This window comes from Methylobacterium soli (assembly GCF_008806385.1).
GTDB classification, from domain to species: domain Bacteria; phylum Pseudomonadota; class Alphaproteobacteria; order Rhizobiales; family Beijerinckiaceae; genus Methylobacterium; species Methylobacterium soli.
Genome location: NZ_VZZK01000004.1, coordinates 1 through 26,156, shown reverse-complemented (window position 1 = coordinate 26,156; position 26,156 = coordinate 1). Strand labels below are relative to the sequence as shown.

The following is a 26,156-nucleotide window of genomic DNA, read 5'->3' as shown; positions in this document are numbered from 1 at the left end:
GAAGAAAATGGAGCGTGTTAGCCTCGTCGACGTCAATGCGCAGGGCGGTGCGTCGCTCTTTGACCTCGCGCGTCGCCGTATCCACGAACTCCCCAACTCAGCGGGCGAGGTCTGCCGCCACCGCTTTCAGTGCCGTGTCAGTGTGGTGCTTGGTCTCCAGCGCGGCTTGAGACATATCCGCCGCACTCGCACACCCCTGCGGCCGCGACGACCTCAGGCATGGCTCAGAGGCAACGTACTTCCAGACTGCGGAAGCGGTAAGCTCACCTCCGTGACCGGCAGCATGTGTTCAAACCTAGTTCGGCTATGGTGTGCCTACCCCGCCGACCGGTGCGAACGGAGAGAGCATAGTCAGCCAAGACACGGGAGTACCCGCTGAATTCATCGACAGCAGGCAGCCTTCGGTACATCAGGCCACCACAAGCGTTTTTTATTGAATTTAGCACCCAATCTGAGAGACAGATTCATCTATCTAATGTTTAGCGTTGAGCGAGTAAATTCCTCGACATTGTCGATCAAGCTATCGAGGTATTTTGTCGCCGGCTCTCGTTCTTGCGCGGCGACACATCGGGCGATCCCCGCGTGGAGGCGCGTTGTCTCGCCGAGATTGGCGTTATCGCCGTAGGCGTACCAGAAGCGGCGCGCCAAGCCCTGGATCAGCTTCATCGCGTTCGTCGCGAACTCGTTGCCGGCACTCGTGAGCAGCAGGAGGTTGAACTCACGGTCGAGGGCCAGAAAGGCCTCGCCATCCCCGCGCGCGCCCGCGTCGTCCATCAGGTCGGCGATCTCGCAAAACCTCCGGCGCTCCGCCGCCGTGGCGTGTGTCGCCGCGGCCTCGACGACGTAGCGTTCCAGGTACCGACGCAGTTCGAGCATCTTGAGCTGACGCTTCACGTCGATCTCGGTGATGACCACCCCTCGCTTCGGATGGACCGCGACGAGGCCCTCCCGGGCGAGTTGCTGGAGGGCCTCGCGAACAGGCGTCCGGCCGAGACCCAGCATCGCCGCGAGGGACGTCTCCGAAAGCACTTGGCCGGGCGCAAGCGCGAGCGTCGCGATCCGTTCCTCAAGCGCAAGATAGGCTTGGCGGACCTGTGAGTCCGCCTCGCCGGGAAGCCCGATTCCGCGCTTCTCCGGCTTGCCGGCCGCTGCCGAGGTGATTGCTTCGAGGTTCAAAGGTGTACCTTATCGAACTCCCAGGACCGCACCCTTCGATAGCGGCTGGACGAGTTGCTGGTAAAGGGCGAGCCAGCCCTTCTCGGTGGTAGGGGGCCGCGGCACGAGCGCGCCGATGCGGGCGGACATTTCTTCGTCGTCGATGGCCAGCGTGAGACGGCGCTCGTTCAGATCGATGAGGACGCGGTCGCCCGTCTCCACGACCGCCAACGGACCGCCCTCGGCCGCCTCTGGCATGACCTGGCCGATGGTGATGCCGCTGTTGAGGCCGGAGAGCTCGCCATCGGTGATCACCGCGACGCTATCCCCAAGTCCGGCCCCGACCAGGGCGGCCATGAAGCTCGCCGCGAAGACCGTGCCCGGCCCGCCTTTCGGGCCAAGCATGCGCAGGACGACGACGTCCCCCGGCTTGACGGCGCCCGTTCGCAATCCCTCGATGGCCTGGTTCTCGTCCTCGAACACGGATGCGGCACCCTCGAAGCGACGCACCGCGGCAGGAACGGCCGACAGCTTCACGACCGCTCCGTCCGGGGCGAGGTTCCCGCGGATGATGATGAGGCCGGGCTCGTTCCGGAACGGGTTCGCCAGAGGCCGGATCACGGCCGGGTCCGGATCCGGACGGGCATCGAGGTTCTGGCCGAGGGTATGCCCGCTGACCGTGAGGACGGACAGGTCGAGTTCACCGGCGATCTGGCGCATGGCCCCCGAAACGCCGCCGGCCTCGTCGAAGGTCTCGATCCGGTCCGGTCCGTTCGGCCGGATGCGCGTCACCTGACTGACCCGGTCGGCCGCGCGCTCGAACTCGGCGATGATGTCGACATCGCACTCGCTCTCCACCGCGACCGCGATCAGGTGGCGCATGACGTTCACGGACGTGCCAATCGCGCAGGCGACGGTGACGGCGTTGCGGAAAGCGGCCGGCGTCAGGATCTGACGGGCGGTAGTACCTTCCTCGGTGAGTTCGACGATGCGGCGGCCAGCCTGCCGTGCAAGTTCGTAGAGACGGTCGCCGCCTGCCCGGATCGGCGCATTCCCTGGAAGCGCCATGCCGAGCGCCTCGGCCATGCAATGCATCGAATTCGCCGTCGCGAGTCCGGCGCAGACGCCGGGGCCCTTAATCGCCTGGCAGGTCATCTCGGTCAGGTCGCCGAGCGAGATCTTCCCCGCCTTCAGCGCGCCGACTGAGTTGTAGACCTCCTCGATGTCGACGTGGTGGCCGCCACATTCGCGGCCGAGTTGGTAACCGCAGGCCAGCACCAGGCTCGGAAGGTTCAGGCGTCCGGCAGCCATGAGCTGCGCCGGGGTGGTCTTGTCGCAGGACGCGAGCAGGATCATGCCGTCGAGCACGGCACCCTCGACCTGAACCTCGACGTCGTTCACGAGAAGGTCGCGCGTGGGCATCAGGTAGCGGCCGCCCTTGCCAGCCGAGGTCACGAAGTCGGAGGGAGCGACGGTCCTGATCTCGAAGGGCAGGCCGCCGGCCGCGCGGATCGCCTCCTGGACGACCTCCGACACCTGATCGAGGTGCTGGTAGCAGACGGACAGACGGCTGGATGAGTTGACGACCGCGATCTTCGGCTTGTCGAAGTCCTCCTCCGCGATCCCCATCGCGATCCATTGCGCGCGCCGGACCGCCCACCGCGTGGTGCCTGGCTCGAAGTGGCTACGATACTGTCTGGTCATTTCGGAAATGTCCCTTCAATCGAGCTGAGCGCCGTCGCGATTCAGCAGTGCGCGGATGGCGGATCCATCGATGTCCCCCGGTTGCACGCGCTCGCGGACGGCGAGGCTCGCGGCGTGGCCGATGGCGTGCCCGTAGGCGAAGCATTGGGCGGTGACCCGGGCCGAAGCGACGGCCTCATGCTCGGCCGACAGGCATCGCCCGGCCGCGAGCAGCGACAATCCGCGCTCGGGTACGAAGCAGCCGTAGGGGACCTCGTAGAAGTCGTCGATCAACCACTCGACCCGCGGACGCTCCCCGCTGTGAAGCTCGATGGGCCAGGGCGAGCGGGCGATGCCGTCGCCGCGCTTGCGGCCAGACAGAATGTCGGTGTTGAGCAAGGTCTCGCGGCCACGGACTTGGCGGGTCTGCCGGACGCCAACCTGCACGCCGGTATCCTCCATCCAGCTACGCTCGCAGCCTGCGAGGTTCGCTCGGAAGAACGCGGCATAGGCCCGGGCCTGTCGTCGTCCGCGGACCTCGGCCTCGGTGAAATCACGATAGTAGGTGGCGTTGAGCTCGCGACCGTCCCCGCCGGTGACCCGGGTGCAGTTGCAGAGCAGTTCGCCCGGATGCGTCGTCGGGAAAAGCCAGATCTTGGTGCGCGGCAGGATGCTCCCGCTCGGGTCGGCAGCTCGGATCGCCTCCGAGACCGCCATCGGCATGATCGTGTCGTTGCCGTAGGTCTCTCGGAAGCGCTCTATGTCGACGCCCTGGATACGGAAGATCATGGTCGGGTTCTGGACTTGCCCGTCGTGACCCATGAAGGTCGACAGGCCGGCCATCGCCGTGAGGTCGGCATCGCCCGTGGCGTCGACGGTCACGGCGGCGCGGACGCGGATCTTGCCCTGCTTGGTATAGGCTTGGACGCCCGCGACGCGGTCTCCTTCAAGGAGCACCTCGGTGACCGTGCAGTGGTGGATCACTGTCACGCCGGCATCGACGAGTAGGTCGTCGGCGACCTCGCGCCATATCAAGGGATCGTGCACCCGGGTTCGGGTCAGGCCGTAGACGAGCGGAGGGGTCAGACCGCCGCGTTCCTCCATGGCGGCGACGAACGTATCCGCGAAGCCGTGCACGACGATGTCGGGTTCGGCATTGCGGCGGGTCGCCTCGTAGAGGCCGCAGACCGTACCTGACAGGCCCGCCACCGCCCCGCCGCCACAGAAGCCGTAGCGCTCAAGCAGGATGACGCCGAGGCCCTGGCGGGCGGCCGTATGGGCGGCTGCGAGGCCTGCGGCCCCGCCGCCGCAGACGAGGACGTCGGTCGCGAGCTCCTCGATAGGCCTGCGATCAAGCGTTCGCGCTTCAACCATGCGCTTCCTCCCATAGGACGGCCGACCAGGCGGCTCCTTCACTCCCTCATATCTTACTAATATGTTAGTAGCATGCAAGCGGTTGACGGGTGGAATTTTCCTGCCTACTCGTATGCCGCTGACATGCTAGAAGTATGTGAGGGAGGAGAAAATGCGGTTCGGAGCAATCCCATACCGCTGGGTGATCGCGGTGACGTTGTTCGTTGCCTACAGCATCCAGTATCTTGATCGCGTGAAAACGAATGTACTAAATCCCGTGATCGCACACGACGTAGGTCTTTCAACGGCCGACCTCGGAACAGGAGCATTCCTAATGCTGCTGTTCTATGGTCCGTCGCAATACGTTTCCGGTATATTGACCGATCGATTTGGTGCAAAAAGAATATTAATATTCTCGGTCATTGCTTGGTCGATCATGACGGCCTGGATGGCCCACATTCAGACCAGGGATGAATATTTCTTCCGTATGGCGCTGTTCGGCGCACTGGTTGGCACGGAATACGTGCCGTCCGCGCGCATCCTCATGCGTTGGTTCAACAAGGAAGGACGGGCGCGTGCGCAAGCGCTCCTGTCTTGGGCGTGGATCCTGACACCGGCCTGGGCCAGTGTGTTCGCGACTCAATTCGCCCACGCTGCGGGCGACTGGCGGATCGTCTTCTACGTCACCGCCGCGTTCGGCGTGGTGCCGCTGCTATTGATCTTAGTGATCGTCTTCGATCGGCCTGAGCAATTCAAGGGCGCAACGCCCGAAGACCTGGAATATGCCTACCGCGACGAGATCGAGCGTGGCGAAATCCGCGCCGGCCACTATCAGGACGTGGAAGCAAAAGCACGTGCCTCTGGCGGCATCCGGTTCATCGATCTGTTCAAGAGCCAGAGCTACATCGCGGTCGTCGTCGTCGACATTGTCATGCAGATCACGCTCTACGGAGCCCTAACTTGGATACCGTTGTACCTTTCCGACGTTTTCCACTTCAAGCTGCAGGAAATGGGCCTGTGGAGCGGCCTCTATTTCGCCGCGGGTGCCGTCGGTAGCTTTACCTCGTCCTACCTCTCGGACAAGGTTTTCCACGGCAATCGGCGAATTATGATCCTGGCCTGCTTCGTTGGCCTGGCGCCTTTCGTCTTCCTGCTCGCAAATCTCAACGAAGCGAACCCGACGATGCTGGCCGTTTGCCTGTGCGGCATGGGTTTCTTCGGAAACATGGCCTGGGGTCCGTTCCTGACCGTACCCGCGGAGATCTTCTCGCCGGAGGTCTATGGCAAGGCGATGGGTTTCGTGAACGGCGCCGGCTACACGGTCGCCGCCTTCAGCGCCAAGATCTTCGCGAGCCTGGTGGTCGTCACCGCGGCGGGGAAGGACTACTCGAACGGTTGGCTGTTCATCGGTGCGTGTGTGCTGGTGGGCATCGTTGCGGCCAGCTTCATTAGGACGCGCGAGAACGAGGTAAGTCAGCCTGCCGTCAATCCGGCAGCCGTCAAGGCCGGATGATCGACGTTAAGGCGGGCCCCGGGTCCGGGGTTTGTCGGCGCGATCTGCGCGGCGACGTGGAGTGAACTCTCGCCCCGTCGCGAGCGCCGCGCGGTCACCGCACACGGAGGCCGACACCAAGCCCGCGCCATCGGTCGGATGGAGCAAGAGCATAGGCTCGGGGCGATGCCCGCATCGCCCCGAGCCTAACCTCGATGAAGAAGGAATTCAGCGTGGCGAGATGCGGGAGGGTCGACTGCCTCGGTCGTGATGACCTGATCGCGCGGCACATCCGACCCGGGGTTGGTACGCCGGGCGATATGGCAAGTGCAGCGCTCACCAACAACTGACCGATGACCACTAAAACGATGAAGCCGGAGGAAACACCCATGCGAAGCCTCGCCATCCGTGCGGCGTGTCTCGCCGCTTTCACCCTCGGTGCGGGCACGGCGTCCGCCGAGGTCTTGAAGATCGGCGTCCTTTCGGACATGTCTCGACCTCAGGCGGACTTCGCGGGGCCCGGCTCGGTCCTCGCCGCGCGGATGGCTGTAGCCGATTTCGGCGGGACGGTCGCCGGGATGCCGGTCGAGGTGCTATCCGCCGACCATCAGAATAAGGCCGATGTAGGCGCCAACATCGCGCGGCAATGGATCGACGCGGACGGGATCGACGCGATCTTCGACGTCCCAAACTCGGCCGTCGCCCTGGCGGTCAGCAGCTTGGTCTCGCAGAAGAATAGAGCGCTCGTCGTTTCGGGCGCCGGCACGTCCGATTTGACCGGCAAGAATTGCACGCCCAACACCGTGCATTGGACCTACGACACCTGGGCTCAGGCCAACACGGTGGGCACCGCGGTGACGAAGTCCGGCGGCGACACGTGGTACTTCATGAGCGTCGACTACGCGTTCGGGCACGCCTTGGAGCGCGATGCGACGGAGGCGATCAAGCAGGCCGGCGGGCGCGTCGTCGGCACCGTGCGCCACCCGCTTGGGACATCCGACTTGTCCTCGTTCCTGCTGCAGGCTGAGGCGTCGCGGGCGAAGGTGATCGGCCTGGGCAGCGCAGGCGTCGACACCGTCAATGCGGTCAAGCAGGCGGGCGAGTTCGGCATCACCGAGGGCGGCCAGAAGCTTGCCGCGATGCTGATGGTGCTTAACGACATCAAGGCGCTCGGCCTGCAAACGGCGCAGAAGTTGCTCCTGTCGGAGGCCTTTTACTGGGACTTAAACGACGGCACGCGCGACTTTGCCAAACGCTTCTCGGGTAGTTTCGGCGGTCGTTATCCGAACATGGTCCACGCCGGTGTCTACGCCTCTGTTCTTCATTACCTGAAGGCCGTGGAGAGGACGAAGTCCGGCAAGGACGGTTCAGCAGTTGTCGCCGCGATGAAGGCTATCCCGACCAGCGATCCGGTGTTCGGCCAGGGCAGCGTACGAACAGATGGTCGTGTCATCCACGACATGTACTTGTTCGAGGTGAAGGCGCCTGGCGAGTCCACCGGACCGTATGATCTCTACAAAACCGTGGCGACGGTGGGGGCGGATAAGGCCTTTAGGCCGATGGACTCGGGCCAGTGTCCAATTGTCGGGCGGAGGGCCGATTAACTTCCACAATCCGCGGCTACGTCTCGATCCGATCAGACACTGCAGAGGCGCTCTGACTGAATTGCCTGATATATCCGGTCAACAGCGGAAGCAAGATTTGGCTCGGGATATGATCCTCGCAATCTTCTGACAAAAAATATAGCCATAAATGGCATTGGTGATCGCCTCGACGCCGGCGCATCCAATCGGGTGCAGTTTCACAAACATCAACGCATCGATACGTCAGGAATAAATCAATGAAGACTTGGAGCGGAACGCCGAGGGTATTTGTGTTGGCGGTGTGCGCCATCATGGGCTTATGGCCATTTCACTGCGCTGCCGGGGCTCCGGTTACCATCGGCCTGATCACCGACATGTCCGGTGTTTTCGCCGACGCTGACGGACCTGGAGGCGCCGAGGCAATCAAGATGGCAATCGAGGATTTCGGCGGAGAGGTGCTCGGACAGAAGATCCGCTTTGTCTCAGCCGACCATCAGAACAAGGCCGACATCGGCGCCGCCAAGGTGAGGGAGTGGTTCGACCGCGACGACGTCAGCATGGTCATCGCCGGCCCAAACTCTTCCGTCGGCCTGGCCGTCAATAAGCTCGCGCGTGACCGCAAGCGGGTGTTCATGCCAATCGGTTCCACGACCTCGCGCCTGACGAACGAGGACTGTTCGCCGTTCACGGTACAATACGCCTACGACACCATCGCGCTATCGAAGGGAACGGGCCTCGCGATCACCAAGCGGGGTGGCCGGAACTGGTACTTCGTCACCGCTGATTTCGCCTTCGGCACCTCAATCGAGAAGGATACGCGGCAAGTCGTGCAGGCGCTCGGCAGCAACGTCGTGGGTTCGGTCAAGCACCCGCTCGGCACCGTGGACTACTCCTCGTACCTCATCCAGGCTCAGGCCGCTGCACCAGACGTGCTTGGCCTCGCCAATGCCGGGGCAGATACCATCAATTCGATCAAAGCGGTCGGTGAGTTCGGCCTGGTCGGTCAGATGACCGTAGTCGCGATGAACCTGTATCTCAGCGACGTGCACGCCCTGGGGCTCGACGCGGCAAAGGGCATGTACATGACGGATGGCTGGTACTGGGACCTCAACGACCGGACCCGGGCCTGGGCCAAGCGCTACTTTGCGCGCACCGCGCGGATGCCGACGTTGCCCCAGGCAGCCGACTACTCCGCGACGTGGCATTACCTCTCCGCCGTGAAGGCCACTGGCACCCGCGACAGCGAGACCGTGATGGCCAAGATGCGGGAGACGCCGATCGATGATTTCTTCGCGCGCGGATACATTCGCCCGGATGGTCGCATGGTCCACGACATGTACCTCATGCAGGTCAAGACGCCCGCAGAGTCCAAGTACGCCTGGGATTATTACAAGGTCGTCGAGACAATCCCGGGCGAAGCCGCTGCGGCCACGAAGGCCGAGAGCCGCTGCGAGTTCTGGCGCTGATCGGACGGCTTTGGAATGAGGGTGGTGGTCGCGACCTTCCAGTCCGGCAGGCCGGGAAGCCATCAACCGCCAACGGACCCCGCCTCGGTAGCCTTCGAGGGCTCCTGCCAGCCGTTTCTAACCTCAGACGCGTCCGCTACCACAGACGCTGCTCAGACTCAGTGACGTACTTGGTCGCGACGTCGAGAGCAGCCTCATCCATGGCCTGCGCCCTTCGGATGTCCGACCGGCTCCCTACAATGACCATTAACACAGGTCAAAATCGCCCAACTGCTCAAGCAGTTTCACGAGAGAGGAGTTTGAGGCTTCAGGAACGCGCACCAGGGAAACGTCTGCGAGCCCAGTCCAGGCGCTGAGGGCGACGCCGGAGTGGGACTTCGTCGAGCGGGAGACCGACCTCCGCCTCGTCCGCCAGGCCTGAGCGGTCCAGGTCCGAGGATCGCCTGCCCGGCGACGGACATGGGCCCGCCTGCCCGGCGGGGCGGCCCGCGCCCCTTCGGCTGCCCATGTGTCGGTCATTCGTAAGCCGTCGAGGCCTGCACGAACGCGCTTCCTGCGGGCCCCGGGCAACCGCGCAGCGCCCTGCCCTGCCCTGCCCTGCCGGAGTCGATCTGTAGCAAGTCGGTCGTCGCGCTACGGCTGCGAGAGGTGCGCGGGACCCGTCGAGGAAGGCAGCGCCGGGGCGGTCGACGGGGTCCCGGCCGGGTTCCGTCCGCGGGCGCCGGGGCAGGTCGCGGCGGATCCCAGCGCGCGGAGGGCCGGGCGGAGCCTGCCGCGGGGTCGCCTATGGATGTCGCGGGGCGGGTTTGGACGGCGCCGGCGGCATCCCCGTAGGCGGGAGGGCGGCTCTCGGGGACTCGATGAACCCCAGCGGTTCCGTGCCGGGTTTGGGGTGCATGTTGAGAATGGTCAACAAGCCGACGTGACGCCCATCGATCCAATAAGTTATTTAGTTAAAGCCCTGACGCATGTCTTCAAAAAAGCAGCGCTTCTGAAAGAACAGATTGCGTCCAGATATCAGCCTTAGACGCATCATCCTAGACGATCTAAGAGCAAGCGCAAGCCTAAAAGATTGGGACGTAATCCTGTCCGTTGCTCATGAGTGAGTATCTGAGAAACGGGAGCACGGTCTCATATCGAATGGTCATAGGCCATTGTCCTGGGGCCTTCAGGTGCTGCCGCAGGCGCCAAATTCGACCGCCTCGTCCCACCTGCGGTTTCGGCAAGTCCGATGCAGCGTCCCTTACATGCCAAGGCATCTTTGTCTCCGCGAGTGTAGCGTCGGCCGGCATGCGCTACACGAAACTTCCGCAATAGGCCCCTCATCAATAACCAGCCAACGAGTCGTGCTCGCACAACCGAGGTGAGTGCAAATTTCAACCTGCTCGTGCACCTTTCGCTAACGCAACTTCAGGTTCGGCACAGCTTTTAGAGGCGAGAGACTCGACCACTAATTATACCATTGGTATAATTACTCACAGTCCAAGCAGAGGAGTGGGCGGTCGAGAGGATTTCGTGATGCGGATTGGCGTGTACTCCGACGACATGGCAGGCTTGGTGGCGGCGTTGCTGCTCGCGCGTGGCCTGGCGACCCTGGGCGAGCCCGTGCAGATCATGGCGGACCTACCGGCAGAGGTGAGGTCGCTACCGTGCGAGAATGTCCGTTGGCCAGGCGCCGCGAGCATGTCCGATGAGGCCATCGAGAGGGCGGTTGAGGGCGCGGCCGATCCGGAAGGTCACCTAGTGGTCGTCTTGCCGCTCGCGAGGCTTGCCAACTGCCGAGTGCGTAGGACGCTCGACACTGCCCTAACCGCGGGACGGGACCACCCTGCCTCGGCCCGGGCCCTGCGAGCGGCCCGGTACGAGACCAATCCCTCCACGTGCATGGGCGCTGCCGAGGCCAGTGACCGGCTGCCGCCTCCGTGGTTCGTACCGTGCTCGCATCAGGCAGACCTGCGGACGCGAGCTACGCTGGCATCGACCGGCGCGGTGAGCCTGCCGTTCGCGACCCGCGCCATCCCGTTCATGGTACCCCGTTTGGGCCCGAACGAGGTGGTCACCCTGGCAGCGCCCGAGCTGCCGGCCGCAACGCTTCAGACGGGCGTCCTTTTGGCTTCCATTGTCTTGGCCATCGCCGCGGACCCTCACGCCCAGCGCATTGATGCTGCGGGCTTGGCGTCGCTGATGGCCACGCGCGACCTGGAGGGCGAGCGTCAGGTCAGCGACAGACTCCTCGCGCTGGCCGCCGAGTTCGAACGCCTGGACGCACCAGTCGCACAAGGAAAGATCCAGCGAGCATCGCTCCCACCGTCGCGGCGGCCCCTTCAGGCCTCTTCCCATTCAAGTCAGCTCCAGACGCGACGCGCCGACAGCGCTTCGAGCCGAGACTGCTTCCGCGTGCGGTGACCGCCGACCAGGGCCTTCGAAGCCAAGCATGCAACCTTACGTGGAGAGCGAGACCATGAGCGTACGCAAGGCCAATACGGGGCGGATGAGCGCGGAAAGCCTCAGCCCATTCTCCCGCGCCCCTGGGCACGCGCGGCCGACACAGCGCCGGCAGTCCAGGAAATCCAACCATAATCGCACAGCGCTCGCGCGGCTGAGCGAGAGCGAAGTCAGAGCCTTGCTGCGCAAGCTTGAGGCGGACGTGCAAGAGGAGCCTTCGGCGCAGGTCCTCGAAGACACCCTCGATGCCGACTTCGATGAGGACGCTGGCTTGTGGGGCCACATCGACCCGCTTTCGGCCCACGTCCGGCGCAAGTCATCGATTCAGCCGATGCTGGCCGACGAGGACGACGCTGCTTGGTAGTCAGGGGCCGAATTTCCAAGGTGTGCTCCAGGAGCCCGCACCGGCCCCGGGGCATGCCTTAGCAATCGTCCGAATCCGATAAAAGCGCCCAGGGCGGCATACAGCATCGAAATGATAACCCCGAGCGCCTCATAGGGAGAACTCTCAACCTCAGCCGCTGCATGCTGCTCAGCGAAGGAGCCAGCTATGGTTAAGCGAGTGGTTCTTTTCGAGGCTGCTGGTCGGATGGCCGCGGCGGGCGTGTATGTCACCGACCGCGCCTTGCTGCGAGAGATTGGTAGATCCTTCTCCGACATCGGCCCTCTCTTGAACCAGTGGAAAGGAAAGCGTGGCTACGACAGCAAGCTTTCCCGCGCTGGTGTTCCTGAGAAGCTTCAAGATGCGTTCGCGAAGCTCGCCGGGGCTATGGTCCAGGAGATGCAGAGCGGGCTCGGAGTGGAGTTTTCGCGAGATATAGCCGATCTTAAGGCAGAGCTTGAAATTTCAAAAAGAGAAATTGAACGGCTGCGTAGCAATTTCGAGGTCAGCCAAAAAACAATCGGCGTTCATGTCGCTGCTAATGAGAAGCTTCGGCGAGAGTGCGAGGACGCTCAAAAACTTGCCCAGCGATACCGATCTGAGGAATTCTGGGATCGGGTAATGCAAAATATCGAAACCATCTTGCCCCTTGTAGGAGCCATGTCCGGTAGGGAGGTGCTTGCAGCTTTGCCTACAGATCTTCGCAAGGAATTTCTATTGCACCGCGAAAAATGGCTTCCAGGAACACTTACGAAAAAGATGCAGGTTCGCTCCGAGCACGTCAGGTATTTTCGTATACACGCAAAAGGCCGCTTCGGCCGTGTCTAACCAATGCTCGCGACTGAGACCGGCGCTAAGATGCATCGCCCGTTGGCAACCGTAGTCATCAGCAGCCTGACCAGCGCAACGCTCCTGACGCTGGTGGTGCTGCCGGACCCTTATGGCCGCTTTGGTGGCAAGGACATCGTGGTGCCCGCGCGGGGCGCAGACCAAGTGTCATGGACCCTGAGGCAGGTGGCCGGGTGACTGTTCCGGCGCTTCCTGCACAACGGTGCACCGCTCTCGTGCTATCCCTCCCGCTGGGGGGCTAGGCCACCGTCGGGGCGCGAGAGGCACTGTTCGGCCTGGACTGAGGGTCGACGAGCGCAGGATCCAGGTCCGCCACATTGAGCGGTAGTCCTTTCGGTCCTTGACAGGGCTCGCTTCCGCGCAAGCTTAGCAGGACCCTGCACGCGCCGAACGCCCGGCGAAAGGGTCCTGTTCACCAGGCCCGCGGCCCGCAACGGGCCTTGGCCTCAAAGGAGTTCACGGATGAAGAAGTTGACCCTCGGCATAGCGCTGCTCGCCGGACTCTTCGTGGCAGCGCCCGAAGCGGCCTCCGCCGCCAACTTCGCGCCCGCGCCCGCGGTAGTCGGCAGCGCCGACGGCGTGACGCTGGCCCATTACGGTCGTCACCGCCACGTACGGCATCACCGGCACCACCGTCATCATGGGCACCATCACCGCCGGCATCGCCACCACTGAGACCTCCGCGGTCCCGGGCCGACGCCCGGGACCGCCCGGCCGAGGCGGCCCCAAGCGGTCGGCCTCAGTCGAATTTTCCGCATGCACCGGATGCAGCATCGGCCGAGGCATACGAGCGGGCCGGACAAGGCCAGGTTTCAATCAGGGAGGTCGTCGAATAGTGGCACGCCGCCTAGAACATCCCGTTCGCGTTGGCTGACGTCTCGGGTAGGACCTACAGTACGTCCCAGTGCTCGACGATCCTGCCGCGCTCATCGAGGCGGAAGATGTCGATGGCCGCGTAGTCGCGGTCGCCCGGCCAGTGCTGGAGGCAGTGCAGAACGACGAGATCACCCTCAGCGACCACTCGTTTCACCTCGATCCGCTTGCCCGGCCACTCGCGCGCCATGCGCTCAAAGTAGGCGATGAAGCCGTCCTTGCCGGTCGCCACGTGCGGGTTGTGCTGGATGTAGTCGGCGCCGGCGTAGCGCTCGATGGCCTCGCGCGGCCGGCACTCGTTGAACATCAGTTTGTAGAAGGCGATCACGTTCGCCTTGTTCTGCGCGAGGTCGGTCATGCCCCATCTCCGAGCGGGGGTGCTTGTTCCGCCCGGGGTATCCGGTCCACGAGCCGAATGGGCACCCGCCCCGGCGGGGGCCCTTCGCGACGCTCCCTAGGCCTTCGTCTCCAGGCATCGCAGCACCGAGGCGAGTTCCTGTGCCTGGTACAGCGTGAGGCCCGAGCCGACGGCGCCGCCGTCGCGGTAGAGCGTGTAGGATCCGTCCTCGGCCCGCTTGATCTTGATGGAAGACATCTGGCCCCTGGGTGGGCGCCGGTCCGCGGCGATGCTCGAAGCTTAGCCATTCGACCGGCCGCTGCAACCCGCAATCGGCCAGGGATGGATCCCGGCCACCCGTAGGCTGGCTCCGAGCCGTCCTGTATGAACACGCCGGACGAAGGCTGGGCGGGAGGCGACGATTTCGTACGACTGATGAGTGACGACGTTCGGCCTCTTCGCCGTCCTTGCCCTGGTACTCGCCAACGGCTTCTTCTTTGCGGCCGAGTTCGCCCTGGTAGCGGTGCGCAGGAGCTGGGTCGCCGAGCTCGGCGCCGAGCGGCGCACCAATGCCAAGGCCCTGCGCTAGGCCACTGACCACCTTGACGCCCACCTCGCCGCGACCCAGCTCGGCATCACCATCTCGTTCCTGGCCCTGGGCTTGGTCGGCGAGCCGGCCCTCGCCCACTCGGGCCCTGGCGAAGCCGAGGAGCCCTGCCCGCTCCATCCCTGCTGCCGCCCGCATGAAATCGCCCCGAGAGGATTGCCATGCCCTCACGATTGACGACATCCAGCCTGGAGGGCTAACCGGCGGCCTGCTGCTCGCAAGCAGGGCTGACCGACAGCTCGCTCTTAGTCGGAGGAACCGGGACGCCTTGGCGAGCGCGACGACTCCTCGAAATCAAGCCGAACTTGGACGACGACAACGCCGACCACGCCTTTCCCCTCGATGAAGCGCACCCCGTGGCTTTGCAGGGTGCCGATGAGCCGTTCCAGGAGCTTGGGTCCGAGGGTCGCAAGTCCGTTCTCGAAGTCGTTGATGCCCTTTTTGGAGACGGAGGCAGCCTCGCTCAGTTCTCGCTGGGATAGGCCGCTCAGTTGCCGGGCCGCCTTGAAAACGTAGCCTGGCATTCGGATTGGCGCGCTGGCTTCATTAACCTTGGGCAGAATGCCAGGGGATGGTGAGGCACTCCCGACTTGGAATAGTCTTATACCAGTGGTATAATCCCAGCCTTCCTCGGAAATTGCCGGCCGACCTGTGTCCTGGACCTCCTCGTCCGGGTCCTTTCGGTCGCGTGCGGAGCGGGATGCCTTCATGCTGGTAGCGTTCACCGGTCCCGGTTGCCCCTCGTCCATCACAAACGTCGCGCTTCTCGCCACCCGTGCCGCCTTGGCAGTCGGGCTGACCGTGAACCATGTCCGGGTCATCGGGGACGGTGAGCCGCCCCTCGGCTCAAGCCTGAGCTTGCCGAACGGCGCCAAGGTTGTCGAGGCACCCGTTGCGGAAGCTGCCGACGCGGTGTCCCGAGCCGTGGCCGGCAGCTCCGACTTGACCCTCGTCGAGGCTGGGCCGGGCAACCTCGGAAGACTCGGACCATTGCCGTTCGAGGCCGTGCTCCTCGGCATCGGACCATACGGGAGCGATGAGCGCCGGGCCGCGCTCGCGATCAAGGACCTGCCGGAACACCTCGCGCGGGTGACGTGGCTCCTCGGGTTGGGGCGGAGCGGCGCTGACCCGAGGTTATGCAGGTTCGAGCGGGAGATGGTCGCCGCCCTGGCCGGCATCGACGCACCCTCCCCGCCTCGCGTGCTGTTCGCGGGCCTGCCGCCCCTGCGTCGCGTCGAGGTGGACGCCCTCCTCGATGGTGGCCCCTCGCCGCGTGCCCTGAGGGTCGGCATCGAATTGTTGGCCGCGCTCGCCGTCGCCGTGCAGCGCGCCGGCGGAAGGCGGTGCGCCGACGCCTGGGGCAGGGCCGCGTGCGATGCCACCGCGGAGGCGGTGGCGGCTGATGGGAGCGATGAAGTCGAGACGCTCCGGTGCTTGGCCGACGACCTGGAACGCATCGCGGAAGGGGACGGGCCGACGCCCGAGGACCTCGCCGGCGCCCCGGTCCTGGAGCGCTGGCAGGCGGACGCCCGTGTGGTCCGCTCCCTGGTCGGCATCGTGGGCAGGCACCCGATCCTGCCGCCAGGACGGCACGTTCGGACCTCCGAGGTCTATGCCACGGACGGGCGCACGTGGGCGCGAACCTTGTCCCGCTTCTACGCGCTCGGTTCACCGATGCCCCAAGCCGCGACCGGCAAGCTTCACTGACCTGACCCGCTTCCAGCCCCAGTCCCGCGGACACGAGCCCGCGCCACACCATACGTGGAGACTCAGGATGAAGCTTTGGATCCTTTCGGACCTGCACCGGGATGTCGGTAGCCCCTGGCAGCCGCCAGCCGTCCCGGAGGCTGACGTGGCCGTCGTCGCGGGTGACGTTGGCGAGGGACTGGCGGCGAGCGTCGCCTGGCTCGCGCAGGCCATCAGGCCCCACATGCCGGTCGTCTTCGTGGCGGGGAACCACGAGTTCTACCGCTCCTGCCATCCGGATGAGCTGCGGCGGGGGCGGACGGCGGCGCGCGACCAAGACATCCACCTGCTGGAAAACGAGATCGTCACCATCAACGGGGTGACGTTCTTGGGCTGCACGTTGTGGACGGACTATGGCCTGGATGGAGAGCGCTGGCGGGCGGACGCGATGGAGAAGGCCGTCCACGGCCTCACCGACCACAGGTTGATCGCCTGGCGACGCGAGCCAAGCTGGCGGCCGTTCCGGCCCGAACAGGCCGCGGCATTGCACCGAGAGTCCCGGGAGTTCCTTCGCTTTGCCCTGACCGGCCGCCTAGGCCTGCCGGGGGATCGGCCCCACGTCGTCGTCTCGCACCACGCCCCGAGCGCCCGATCCATCGCGAGCCGCTTCATCGGCGATCCGCTCAACCCATGCTTCGCCTCACGGCTGGATGGGTTGGTCGCCACCGTAGCCCCGGGCCTTTGGGTGCATGGCCATACGCACACCAGCTTCGACTACTTCATCGGAAGCACCCGGGTGGTGTGCAACCCCAAGGGATACGGCGCCGAGAACCCTGCCTTCGATCCGGCCCTGGTCGTCGAGGTCCCCAGGGACTTGGTCTGAGGCCTGGGCCGCGGCCCGGCCGCAACCGTCATGCCGTTCGCGCAAACTCCAGTCGAGGCGCCAATGATGGACGTTTTCCCGTCACCCGCCGATCCCGGGCTTCAGTCGGATGCGCCGCTCCCCGACCGCCCTGCTCCCCTCCGGCCGGGGTTTCGCGCCCGTGGGACGGCCGCGGCCACCGAGTTCGCCGTGGCGGCGCCGAGGCGCCTTCTACGCCTGTGGGTCCTCTCGGACCTGCGCGTCGACCGGGAAGGCCCATTCGCGCTGCCTGATCCGCTCCCGGACTTCGACGCGCTGCTCGTCGCCGGTGGGTTGGCCGACAGCCTCGATGAGGGACTCCGATGGCTTGCGTCGGCGTTGGAGGGGCGGATCGCCGGCCGACCGGTCGTGATGGTTGCGGGTAGCGCCGAGCACCGGTTCGCTGCACCCGACCCCGCACGACTGGCGCAAGCGCGCGATTGGGCGGCGGCCAGGGATATCCGCCTGCTGGCGGACGACACGACCCGCCTCGACGTGCCGGGCGGCGGCGCAGTGCACGTCGTCGGCTGCACCTTGTGGACGGATTGGTGCCTTCTAGGCCGGTTCGAGGCGCAGCTCGCCCGAGTTCAGGCGCGTGGAGGCTGGTCAGGCCGGAACGGCCATCCGGCAAGGCCACCAGGGTGGTTGCCGCACGACGCGCTGGCGGCCCATGCGCGCTCGCGCGCTTACGTCGAGGACGTGCTCGCCGGCGTGGTGCAACAGGAACTGGGCCTGCGACCGGGGACCCATGCCCTGGTCTCCGGCGTGCGCCCGGGGGACCGCGCGGTGGTCCTGACGCATCACGCCCCGTCGCGCCGCTCGCTCCCGGAGCGCTGGCCGGGATGGTTCGCGGACGCCTGGCTCGCCGCATCGTTCGCGTCGGACCTGGAAGGCGTGATGCGGTCCTGGGGCGCCCCGGCGCTGTGGGTGCACGGGGCCGTCCCTGAAGCGGTCGACTTCCGGGTCGCGAGGACCCGGGTCGTCGCCAATCCCCGCGGACACGGCAATGGCTTCGACCCCCGCCTCGTGGTGGAGGTCTGATCGCACCCCTGCGCCGCTCGCGCTCCCAACGAAAACCCGCCGCGGAGGTCCGGTGCAACCATCATCCAGCCCTTGCCCCATCGCGCCATCGACGTCGCCACGGCAGCATGCCGGCCCGTTGGCGGCCTGGCGGACCAGGGCGCCGGAAGCAGTCGAACGCGCGGATCTCGAACGCCTCGCCATGACCCTCCGAGCGGTCGCCCTCCTCGACGAGCGGCGCTGGCGACAGGCACGTACCTGGGATGCGGCCGAGGCCATCGGCATCGCGCTCCGGCACCTGCGCCAGTCGGGACCCTCGGGGCCGAGGGCCGACCTCGTGATGGGGGCCGTGATGGCCCACGCGCTGCGGGGCGATGCCGCCGCCTGCAACGTCCTGGCATTTGCGCTGCGCCGTCTCGGGCTGCGGTGCCGGAACGCCCGGGCTCGCCGCTTGGCACGGGACTGGGCGCGCTGGCCGACGATGCTGCGGTCCGGCCGCGGCTCGGCCTGATCCCGCAACCTCGCCCGGCCCTATTCAGGAGAACGTCGATGGCCAAGCCGGTCCCTGCCGCGGACGCGATCAGCCGTGCTCTCGTCCGCCTCGTTCGAGAGGAAGTGAAGGTGCGCGGGCTGCGCCGCCTTGATGATCCCGACGCCTACCTCGACGGTTTGGCGGAGGCGGATGCGCAGGCCGACGACGCGCCTGCCTGGGTCACTCCCGATGCCCTGGGCGCAGCTGTTCTCCTCGGGCGGGCCATGGCCGCGGGCGGCTTGGGCCTGGAAGGGTTGAGGCAGGCGCGGACCGGGATCATCGTGCGGGTCCCGGCCGCCTCCTGGGTCAAGATCGTCGGCAAGACCCTCAAGATCTGTGCATTCGGTTCTCCGGACGCCGGCCGGGACGGGGACTGCATGACCTCCGACGGCTGGGCGCCCGGGCGGCGCGAGCCGGTCGTCTTCCTGCGCGACGGGGCTTCGTCGTCGCACCGGCCCGACAAGGGGAACGAGGCGGTCGGGGACGCCCTGCAGGCCGGGGTTCCCGTCATCGGCATCGCATCGGATCCGGCGCGCGTGCTGCCGGCGGACCTCGTCCGCGCTGCGGAGATCCACCTGACGCTCATGCCCTTCGACGCTTCCGGCATCGCCCTCGCGGTCACCAGCGCCGTGGGTGCCAAGCCCCGACGGAAGCTGAGAGACGACTTGGCCGCGACCTGCGACCTTGCCGATCTTCGGCTCGCCCTCCTGCCCGGGCGCGACGCGCACGCCTGCATGGTTACCTTGGAGAAGCTCCTGCTGGCGAAGCGGAGCATGAGGCCGGGCCCTCGCCTGGAGGAGCTCCACGGCTACGGCGAGGCCAAGGATTGGGGCCTCGCGCTCGTGGGTGACCTCCAGCACTGGCGGAACGGACGAATCAGCTTCGAAGAGATTGAGACTTCAATCCTGTTGTCCGGGCCGCCCGGCGTCGGCAAGACCCGGTATGCCGCCGCACTCGCCCGCAGCGCGGGCTTACCCCTGCTGGCCGGGTCGCTCGGGCAATGGCAGGCGGACCGCGATGGCCATCTCGGGCATACCCTAGGCGCCATGCGTGCGTTCTTCGACTTCGCTCGACGCCAGCCCTGTGTCGCCCTGATCGACGAGATCGACTCCTTCGGTGATAGGAATAAATTCGGAGACGATCACAAAGAGTACTGCACGCAGGTGGTGAACGCCCTGCTTGAGCACCTCGACGGGGCGACGTCACGTGAAGGCGTGATCGTGGTCGCCGCCACGAACAATCCCGAGGCCGTCGATCCTGCCATTCGCAGGGCAGGACGCCTCGACCGGCACGTCAGGATCGGCGTGCCGGACGCCGACGCCTTGAGGGGCATCTTCAGGACCTATCTCGGCGCCTCGCTGCCTGGCGCGGACTTGGCGTCCCTCGCCGTGCTCGCCAGAGGAATGACGGGAGCGGACGTCGTCGCCGCGGTCCGGCGAGCCCGTGCGGTCGCTCGCCATGCGAGGCGGGATTTCGCCTTCGAGGACCTGGTCGAGGCGATTGAAGCCGCCCGCCCGCCCCTGCCCCCGCACATCCGCCTGCGGACAGCGATCCACGAGGCGGGGCACGGCCTAGCCTGCGTCGTCCTCGGCGACGGTGGCCCGGTCGAACTCTCCTTGCATGCCGATGGTGGAACCGCCGAACTGCGCCAGGCGTCGGAACTCGGCGATCAAACCGAGACAGCCATCGAGCGCGTCCTGGTCATCGCCTTGGCCGGCAGGGCGGCCGAGGAGGAGGCCGTGGGCGACGTCTCGGCTGGCGCGATGGTCGACCTCGCGTTCGCGACCCGCGTCGCCGCCCAGATGGAGGCACGGTGGGGCTTCTCGCGGGCGCACCCCCTGGTCAGCATCGGCTTCGAGGACCAGGTGGACGTCGCTAGGTTGCCATGGCTGATCGCGCCCGTGCAGGAGCGGCTCCAGGCCGCGTACAACCGGGCGCGTGAACTCGTGGCGACGGAACGCCACGCTCTCGGTCGCCTGTCGGAGGCCCTGTTCCGCGAGGGACGCCTCGACGACCGCAGGGTCCGGGCGCTGGTAGCCGGGACGGCTGCCTCCACGCCACCCGATGCACGGAAAGATCGCACCGCGGTTTGACGATGTCACGCTCCGCCCGGGGCCGATCCATGCCAACACCCGCCTTGCCTGAGTGGTTTAGACTTCCGCCCGAGCCACGTTCGGCCAGCGCGGCAAGTCTTGCTGGGTGTTCTGAGCCATACTTCGCGTGCCGAACTGATCAATGGTCAGCGGGCTCGTCAACTTCACATCCGGATGCTGGGTGCCGTTCCGGAAACTACGGGCGGCAACATCCCTCCCATGGTATGCGGTGGGTGCTGTGCCACCAAGAGCAAACGGCACACTTACAGTCACGCCTGGTGCCGAGGTCGCAGGCGTCGGGGGACTCAGGCACAGGAACGGCCCTCTGGAAGGCCGCCCCGTCCAGGGTGCCTGATGCCCCGCGCATCCCGCTGCGACCACCGTTGGGCACTGCCTGCGACGCCCTCCTGATGGCGTTCCGCGGCCAGAGCCGCCCTCAGGTCGGCGTGACGGAGACGACGGTCCCGCCGGTCACGAACACGATCAAGCCTATCCCTGCGTCCCGGGGCACGAGATCATCGGCGAGATCAAGGCGGTCGGCTCCGACGTGACCGGCTTCGCCGTCGGCGACATCGTCGGCGTCGGCTGCATGGTCGACAGTTGCGGTCATTGCCACAGCTGCACCCGCAACCGCGAACAGTTCTGCGAGAACGGGACGACCGTCACCTACAACTCGCCGGTCTGCGATGCCCCGGGACACACCTTAGGTGGCTATGCCGAGGAGATCGTCGTCGCCGAGCATTTCGTGCTGCGCGTCCGGCACGGCAGGGAGCAACTGGCGGCGGTCGCGCCGCTGCTGTGCGCCGGCATCACGACCTGGTCGCCGCCGAAGCGCGTGAATGCCGGCCCCGGCAAGAAGGTCGGCATCGTCGGCATCGGCGGTCTTGGCCACATGGGCGTGAAGCTCGCCCGTGCATTCGGCGCGCACGTCGTTGCCTTCACCACGTCTCCGGGCAAGGTCGAGGATGCCAAGGCGCTTGGCGCCCACGAAGTCGTGGTGTCGCGCAACGCGGACGAGATGGCCGCACACGCGAACAGCTTCAATTTCATCCTCGACACCGTGGCGGCCAGCCACAACCTCGACGACTACACCACGCTGCTGGCGAAGGATGGCACGCTGACCCTCGTGGGCGTGCCCGAACATCCGAACCCGGCGCCGGACCCCGCGAACCTGACCGGCGGTCGCACCATCGATAGTTCCATGATCGGCGGCATCGCCGAAACGCAGGAGATGCTCGATTTCTGCGCCGAGCACGGAATCGTCGCGGACATCGAGATGATCGCGGCCGACGAGATCGAGGAGAGCTTCGAGCGGATGAAGCGCGGGGACGTCAAGTACCGCTTCGTCGTCGACACCTCCACCATGGCCAACTGACTGGATAGGAACCCTGACATGAACCCCGTCTACGATTTCACCACCAAGGTCGCCCTCGTCACCGGTGCCAAGGGTGGGATGGGTTTAGCGACGGCCGAGGCCTTCGCGAGAAGCGGCGCCGCCGTGATCCTCGGCGACGTGGATGAGAGCGCGGTCCAGGAGGCCGCCCGCAAGCTGACCTCGGCGGGCTACAAGGCGGTCGGCATGGCCTGCGACGTCTCCGACGAGGCGCAGGCGGCGGCGCTGGTGGAGCGCGCGGTCAGCGAGTTCGGCCGGCTCGACTTCGCCTACAACAACGCCGGCATCCAGGCGCCGCCCACCGACGCGGCGGACGAGACCGCCGAGGAGTTCGACAAGGTGCAGGCGGTGAACCTGCGCGGCATCTGGGCGTGCATGAAGCATGAGTTGAAGCAGATGCGAAGCCAAGGCTCCGGCGCCATCGTCAACTGCTCGTCGCTGGGCGGCCTCGTCGGCCTGCCCGAGCGCGCCGCCTACCACGCTTCGAAGCACGGCGTGATCGGCCTGACCAAGAGCGCCGCCCTCGAATACGCGCCGCGCGGCGTCCGCATCAACGCCATCTGCCCGCGTGTCATCGAGACGCCGATGGTCGCCGACATGCTCAAGACGCAGAAGGCGGCGATGGACGAGTTCCTGAAGCAGCAGCCCATCGGCCGTCTCGGCACCGCCGAGGAGATGGCGCAGACGGTGCTGTGGCTGTGCAGCCCCGGCGCGAGCTTCGTCGTCGGCGTCGCGTTGCCCGTCGACGGGGGCTTCACCGCCCACTGAAGTGAGTTCCGCGGATGGGTATCCGGCCGAGCAGCGTGCCGGTCGCAGTCACAGAGGTGGCCTGGAAGCGGACCTTTCCAAGGCTTGCTTCGGTCGTAAGTAGTCCCTCGCAAAGGGTCACCAAGCGTCTGGTTTCGACAACCGCATCGGGCGCGGCGACGGCCAGAGACCAATCGCGGCGCTGGGCCGAATGCATGGGTCCGGGCTGCCGCAGGGAGGTTCCGAAGGCGGGATGGCATGTCGGCGGCTAGAGGCACGTGGTGGCTGCGCGCCGCCGGAAGCGTTAACCTTAGTCTTGGGATGCTCGGCCGGTCGCTTGCCCCAAGCTTTATATCAATGGTATAATCCTTGGATTGAATCGACCCCGGCCCGTCTGTGGTCGAGGAGCCCGGCGGGGCCGGCCGTCCGCGATGGCCACGTGGAACGTGATCCCGTCCGCCTCACCCAACCGGGTGAAGGGCTGTGCCCTATGCAAATCGAAACCTTGGACGCCTCCGACCCTTCCGCCCGGGAACGGTCGGAGGCGTCTTCGTCGGTCGCCGCGCGCCGCGGCCATCACGCGATTGGGAGCGGTCTCGCATGCTGTCCCGGATTCCGCAGTCAGGGCATACCGTTGCGCGCCCAGGTGCCCCTACCCACGGGTCCGACCTGTTCGGGGCCGCACCGGCGCGACGCGTCGCCGCCGAAGATGCCCGACGCGAGGGTTGGCGTTCGCGAGGCGCCGCCCCCGTCCAGGCGCACGATGCGGTGCTCGCCCTCGATATCGAGACGGTTCCTGACGACCTCGTACCGCCTGACTGGCCGCCGGACCGCTTTCCCAAGAACGCCTGGCATCGCGTCGTCGCCGTGTCGTTCATCGAGGCCGCCATCGTGCGCACTCCGGGGGAGGAACGAGAGGCGTACGAGGTGACGGCCTGCCGGAGCGGCGGCGAGGCGGGTTGGGACGAGGCGCGCCTGCTCCGGGCATTCTGGCGGTTCTTCTCAGGCAAGCGGTACCGTGTCGTCACCTGGAACGGTCGCAGCTTCGACATGCCGACGCTGCTCGTGCGCTCGATGATGCACGGCATCGACGCTTCGGCTTGGTATCGCCGGGGCACGCGGTGGGAGGGTTACGCGAGCCGCTTCGCGCCCGACTGGCACGCCGACCTGATGGACGTCCTCTCCGAATACGGCGCCTCGGCGCGGCTGACCCTGGAAGAGGCTGCGGCCCTGCTGGGGCTGCCCGGCAAGATGGGCGAGCATGGGAGCCAGGTCGCGGACATGATCGCCCGGGGCGAGGCCGAGCGCGTGCGGGCCTACTGCGAGACCGACTGCCTCAACCTGATGGTCCTGTACCTGCGCTGGGCCCTCCTGACGGGTCGGACCGATGCGACTGCCCATGACCGGTCCGTGGCGGGGCTGGTGCGCTACCTCGATGCGGAGCGGGCGGAGCGCCCTCACCTCGGCAGGTTCCTTGACGCCTGGCGGCCGGCGTCGAACAGCCGGCCGGCCTTCGTGGCGATGCCGGCCACGGGCGTCAGGGAAACGAAATCCTTGTAGAAAAAGGTGCCCGGTCATGGGACGTAAAAGCGGCTGGACCTGGGACTTATTGGGACTTATCGTTCCGAGCCTGTCTGGCAAGCCCTTGGAACCACTCACCAAATTTCCGCGGAAAATTGGTGGTGGAGCTGAGGGGATTCGAACCCCTGACCTCCGCAGTGCGATTGCGGCGCTCTCCCATCTGAGCTACAGCCCCGTCGAGGCGCCGGCCTTGTAGGCCACCCTCGATAACACCTTTTGGATCAACCTGTTACGGCATCTTGCTAGCCTGTCTAGCTTAAGAGCGCAAGGGCTTTGCTAAGCGGCATTTCAGGCTATCCAGTGTGACCCGCTGTGACACCAGTGTGACAAGCCCAGACCCCTCCCCTGCCCCCTTGGTGAACCGAAGGCCTGCTGCGCGTTGACTAAAGCGACCGCCCCTTGTTCAGCGAGGTCAGCATGAAGAACCCGGCAATGAGCCTTTGGCTATCGGCTGCCAATCGAGCGGCCGGATGGTGGATGGGAACGGCAACGTCCATGGCACGGCGACAGCAGCAATTGGCCATAGCCGAGATGACCAAGGCAGCGACCGGCAGGAAAGCGTCGAAAAAGCGCAAGGCCAAGCCAAAGCGCAGGCGTTCGGCTTAACGAACCAACGGAACTCCGTCGCTACGGCTCCGTTCGCTCTTCAAAGCGCCGCAGTGTGCGGCGTGAGTGCAAAGGAGAGAGACATGGCTGTCGATAAGAACCAAGAGGTCGATCCGGATCGCACTGAGGGCTCAGCGAAGAATCTTGGCGGGAAGGTCAAGGAGGGCGCTGGCAAGCTGCTCGGTGACGAGAAGCTGAAGAACGAGGGCCGCGTCGATCAGGTGAAGGGCAAGGTGCAGAATGCCGTGGGCAGCGTGAAAGATACGCTCAAGGGCAAATAAGGACTACTCGGCCGAACCTGAAGCTGGCTTTTAACGTCCCTCAAGTTCGGCCGGCTGACTAGGGTTGAATTTTTACCTCAATGAGCCCCTGAGCCATGGCCCTTGCCCTTTGCTCCCGGTGAGGAGCCTGAACCCGTTGGGAACATTCCTGCTCCACTCAGCGCTTCCCCGGCATGTTCTTCTTCTTTTCCAAACGGCTCGGCTGTCTCGGCTCAATCCTGACCTCCATCCTGCTAACAGTCGTCCTGATCGCCATGTTTCGCGCAGGCTGAGCCCGTCTCTATGACCTATGGCGAGCCGATCTCCCGGAAGTACGCAATCTTCACGGCGGTATAATGCCGTACAGAATTCCACACCTGAGGAATCATGCATCATAAGTTAGGGTAGGATGATGACCCGTTTTGATAGAGCGAACCCACATACCCTACGCCCTAACCAGCGCGGCGGTTAGAGGATTGCTTGGATAGAGATATGGCTAAGTTCTTTTTCGATGTCTGCCATGAAGGTCAAATATTGGCCGATGAGATCGGGGCAGAATGCGAGAACATTGGCGAGGCCTTCAAAACAGCCAAGTACCTGATAACTTACCTGAAGGAAGGCTACGACTCAGCATCCGCTGACTGGTCAAGTTGGATGCTTGCTGTCACCTACCAGGATCATTCTGGCTTATTCGAGCTGCCGTTCACCCTTGTGACCTAAAGCGATTGCCCTCGGTTAAGAACTGCGCCCCCCGCCTCAGCCTTGACCGTAGGAACCGAATCAGTTGTTCCTTCTTTGTTCTCACAAGGAAGGTCAGCCCATGTCAGACACAGCGAACCAGAAGCGGACCCCGGGTGACCTCGCCAAGGCTGCCCGGGTTGCTCTGAACCGCTACCGGACTGAGACGACTCAGCAGCACGAGGCTGAGGATCGGGAGAAGGCCAGGGATCGCCTGATCACCTACGTTCGCCTGGGGCTCGCCTCTGGTCGTCCATGAGCGGCATCCCGGACAGGCTCAGTCAGTACCCCTATGTCATCGTCCGCTTTGGAGTGGCCCCCAATTTGACCGGACACCGGGCGCAACCGTGAGGGCCTAGGTGGACGCCTAGGCA

At 65.4% G+C, this 26,156-nt stretch carries 24 protein-coding genes, 1 tRNA gene and 3 pseudogenes; 19 read left to right on the top strand and 9 right to left on the bottom strand.

Going from position 1 to position 26,156, the window contains the following annotated elements; translation table 11 throughout:
* Positions 1-468: 468 nt before the first annotated feature.
* The 4 genes and pseudogenes from F6X53_RS33070 to F6X53_RS05045 all read right to left on the bottom strand — a co-directional run bounded on the left by F6X53_RS33070 (position 469) and on the right by F6X53_RS05045 (position 4,212).
* Entirely contained in the window at positions 469-915 is a 447-nt protein-coding gene (locus tag F6X53_RS33070) for an FCD domain-containing protein (protein WP_238297446.1), read from the bottom strand.
* A gap of 51 nt (positions 916-966) precedes the next feature.
* A pseudogene (locus F6X53_RS33960) lies at positions 967-1,029 on the bottom strand (hypothetical protein); the annotation flags it as partial.
* Positions 1,030-1,185: 156 nt separating this feature from the next.
* On the bottom strand, positions 1,186-2,859 hold the full coding sequence (ilvD, locus tag F6X53_RS05050) for a dihydroxy-acid dehydratase (protein ID WP_191970707.1): 1,674 nt from the start codon (positions 2,857-2,859) through the stop codon (positions 1,186-1,188).
* A 15-nt stretch (positions 2,860-2,874) separates the two neighbouring features.
* A complete protein-coding gene (locus F6X53_RS05045) occupies positions 2,875-4,212 on the bottom strand; it encodes an FAD-dependent oxidoreductase (RefSeq protein WP_150997849.1) in 1,338 nt (445 codons plus the stop codon).
* A 151-nt stretch (positions 4,213-4,363) separates the two neighbouring features.
* On the opposite strand from F6X53_RS05045, the gene F6X53_RS05040 reads away from it, so the two are divergent.
* From F6X53_RS05040 to F6X53_RS05010, 7 genes and pseudogenes are all read left to right on the top strand, one after another.
* Entirely contained in the window at positions 4,364-5,704 is a 1,341-nt protein-coding gene (locus F6X53_RS05040) for an MFS transporter (RefSeq protein ID WP_150997847.1), read from the top strand.
* A 368-nt stretch (positions 5,705-6,072) separates the two neighbouring features.
* Complete coding sequence (locus F6X53_RS05035; RefSeq protein WP_150997845.1) at positions 6,073-7,287, top strand: ABC transporter substrate-binding protein; 1,215 nt, start codon at positions 6,073-6,075, stop codon at positions 7,285-7,287.
* A 236-nt stretch (positions 7,288-7,523) separates the two neighbouring features.
* Entirely contained in the window at positions 7,524-8,732 is a 1,209-nt protein-coding gene (locus tag F6X53_RS05030; RefSeq protein WP_191970706.1) for an ABC transporter substrate-binding protein, read from the top strand.
* Between the two features lie 1,518 nt (positions 8,733-10,250).
* Positions 10,251-11,138 (top strand): hypothetical protein, encoded by an 888-nt coding sequence (locus F6X53_RS05025; protein WP_150997843.1) that lies wholly within the window; start codon positions 10,251-10,253, stop codon positions 11,136-11,138.
* Between the two features lie 55 nt (positions 11,139-11,193).
* On the top strand, positions 11,194-11,541 hold the full coding sequence (locus tag F6X53_RS05020; RefSeq protein ID WP_150997841.1) for a hypothetical protein: 348 nt from the start codon (positions 11,194-11,196) through the stop codon (positions 11,539-11,541).
* Positions 11,542-11,727: 186 nt separating this feature from the next.
* A complete protein-coding gene (locus tag F6X53_RS05015) occupies positions 11,728-12,387 on the top strand; it encodes a DNA-binding protein (RefSeq protein ID WP_150997839.1) in 660 nt (219 codons plus the stop codon).
* Positions 12,388-12,393: 6 nt separating this feature from the next.
* Positions 12,394-12,585: pseudogene (locus F6X53_RS05010) on the top strand (hypothetical protein); the annotation flags it as partial.
* A 279-nt stretch (positions 12,586-12,864) separates the two neighbouring features.
* Here F6X53_RS05010 and F6X53_RS32180 read toward each other — a convergent pair.
* From F6X53_RS32180 to F6X53_RS32175, 3 genes are all read right to left on the bottom strand, one after another.
* Positions 12,865-13,077, bottom strand: a complete 213-nt coding sequence (locus F6X53_RS32180; RefSeq protein ID WP_191970705.1) for a hypothetical protein — start codon at positions 13,075-13,077, stop codon at positions 12,865-12,867.
* A gap of 220 nt (positions 13,078-13,297) precedes the next feature.
* On the bottom strand, positions 13,298-13,639 hold the full coding sequence (locus F6X53_RS05000; protein ID WP_150997836.1) for a nuclear transport factor 2 family protein: 342 nt from the start codon (positions 13,637-13,639) through the stop codon (positions 13,298-13,300).
* Positions 13,640-13,735: 96 nt separating this feature from the next.
* On the bottom strand, positions 13,736-13,876 hold the full coding sequence (locus tag F6X53_RS32175; protein ID WP_191970704.1) for a hypothetical protein: 141 nt from the start codon (positions 13,874-13,876) through the stop codon (positions 13,736-13,738).
* Between the two features lie 214 nt (positions 13,877-14,090).
* On the opposite strand from F6X53_RS32175, the pseudogene F6X53_RS04995 reads away from it, so the two are divergent.
* A pseudogene (locus tag F6X53_RS04995) lies at positions 14,091-14,306 on the top strand (CNNM domain-containing protein); the annotation flags it as partial.
* Positions 14,307-14,470: 164 nt separating this feature from the next.
* Here the strand turns inward: F6X53_RS04995 and F6X53_RS32170 are convergent.
* Positions 14,471-14,749: a helix-turn-helix domain-containing protein gene (locus F6X53_RS32170; RefSeq protein ID WP_191970703.1), complete on the bottom strand. Its 279-nt coding sequence runs from the start codon at positions 14,747-14,749 to the stop codon at positions 14,471-14,473.
* A gap of 184 nt (positions 14,750-14,933) precedes the next feature.
* Between F6X53_RS32170 and F6X53_RS32165 the strand changes: the two genes are divergently transcribed.
* The 8 genes from F6X53_RS32165 to F6X53_RS04955 all read left to right on the top strand — a co-directional run bounded on the left by F6X53_RS32165 (position 14,934) and on the right by F6X53_RS04955 (position 24,157).
* Positions 14,934-15,932 carry a DUF6634 family protein gene (locus F6X53_RS32165; RefSeq protein ID WP_191970702.1) on the top strand — a complete coding sequence of 333 codons (999 nt, stop codon included), beginning with the start codon at positions 14,934-14,936 and terminating at the stop codon, positions 15,930-15,932.
* Between the two features lie 67 nt (positions 15,933-15,999).
* A complete protein-coding gene (locus F6X53_RS04985) occupies positions 16,000-16,794 on the top strand; it encodes a metallophosphoesterase (RefSeq protein ID WP_150997832.1) in 795 nt (264 codons plus the stop codon).
* 63 nt (positions 16,795-16,857) lie between these two features.
* Positions 16,858-17,853: a metallophosphoesterase family protein gene (locus F6X53_RS04980; protein WP_150997830.1), complete on the top strand. Its 996-nt coding sequence runs from the start codon at positions 16,858-16,860 to the stop codon at positions 17,851-17,853.
* 181 nt (positions 17,854-18,034) lie between these two features.
* Positions 18,035-18,343: a hypothetical protein gene (locus F6X53_RS04975; RefSeq protein ID WP_150997828.1), complete on the top strand. Its 309-nt coding sequence runs from the start codon at positions 18,035-18,037 to the stop codon at positions 18,341-18,343.
* A gap of 38 nt (positions 18,344-18,381) precedes the next feature.
* Positions 18,382-20,457 (top strand): AAA family ATPase, encoded by a 2,076-nt coding sequence (locus F6X53_RS04970; RefSeq protein ID WP_150997826.1) that lies wholly within the window; start codon positions 18,382-18,384, stop codon positions 20,455-20,457.
* Between the two features lie 394 nt (positions 20,458-20,851).
* Positions 20,852-21,832, top strand: a complete 981-nt coding sequence (locus tag F6X53_RS04965; protein ID WP_150997824.1) for an NAD(P)-dependent alcohol dehydrogenase — start codon at positions 20,852-20,854, stop codon at positions 21,830-21,832.
* Between the two features lie 18 nt (positions 21,833-21,850).
* Complete coding sequence (locus F6X53_RS04960; protein WP_150997822.1) at positions 21,851-22,618, top strand: SDR family NAD(P)-dependent oxidoreductase; 768 nt, start codon at positions 21,851-21,853, stop codon at positions 22,616-22,618.
* Between the two features lie 579 nt (positions 22,619-23,197).
* Complete coding sequence (locus F6X53_RS04955; protein ID WP_150997820.1) at positions 23,198-24,157, top strand: 3'-5' exonuclease; 960 nt, start codon at positions 23,198-23,200, stop codon at positions 24,155-24,157.
* A gap of 120 nt (positions 24,158-24,277) precedes the next feature.
* Here the strand turns inward: F6X53_RS04955 and F6X53_RS04950 are convergent.
* Positions 24,278-24,353 (bottom strand) — tRNA-Ala (locus tag F6X53_RS04950).
* A gap of 295 nt (positions 24,354-24,648) precedes the next feature.
* Between F6X53_RS04950 and F6X53_RS33955 the strand changes: the two genes are divergently transcribed.
* From F6X53_RS33955 to F6X53_RS32160, 3 genes are all read left to right on the top strand, one after another.
* Positions 24,649-25,065: a CsbD family protein gene (locus tag F6X53_RS33955; protein WP_425324680.1), complete on the top strand. Its 417-nt coding sequence runs from the start codon at positions 24,649-24,651 to the stop codon at positions 25,063-25,065.
* Positions 25,066-25,536: 471 nt separating this feature from the next.
* Positions 25,537-25,764: a DUF6894 family protein gene (locus tag F6X53_RS04940; RefSeq protein ID WP_150997818.1), complete on the top strand. Its 228-nt coding sequence runs from the start codon at positions 25,537-25,539 to the stop codon at positions 25,762-25,764.
* A 100-nt stretch (positions 25,765-25,864) separates the two neighbouring features.
* A complete protein-coding gene (locus tag F6X53_RS32160) occupies positions 25,865-26,041 on the top strand; it encodes a hypothetical protein (protein WP_191970701.1) in 177 nt (58 codons plus the stop codon).
* Positions 26,042-26,156 lie beyond the last annotated feature (115 nt).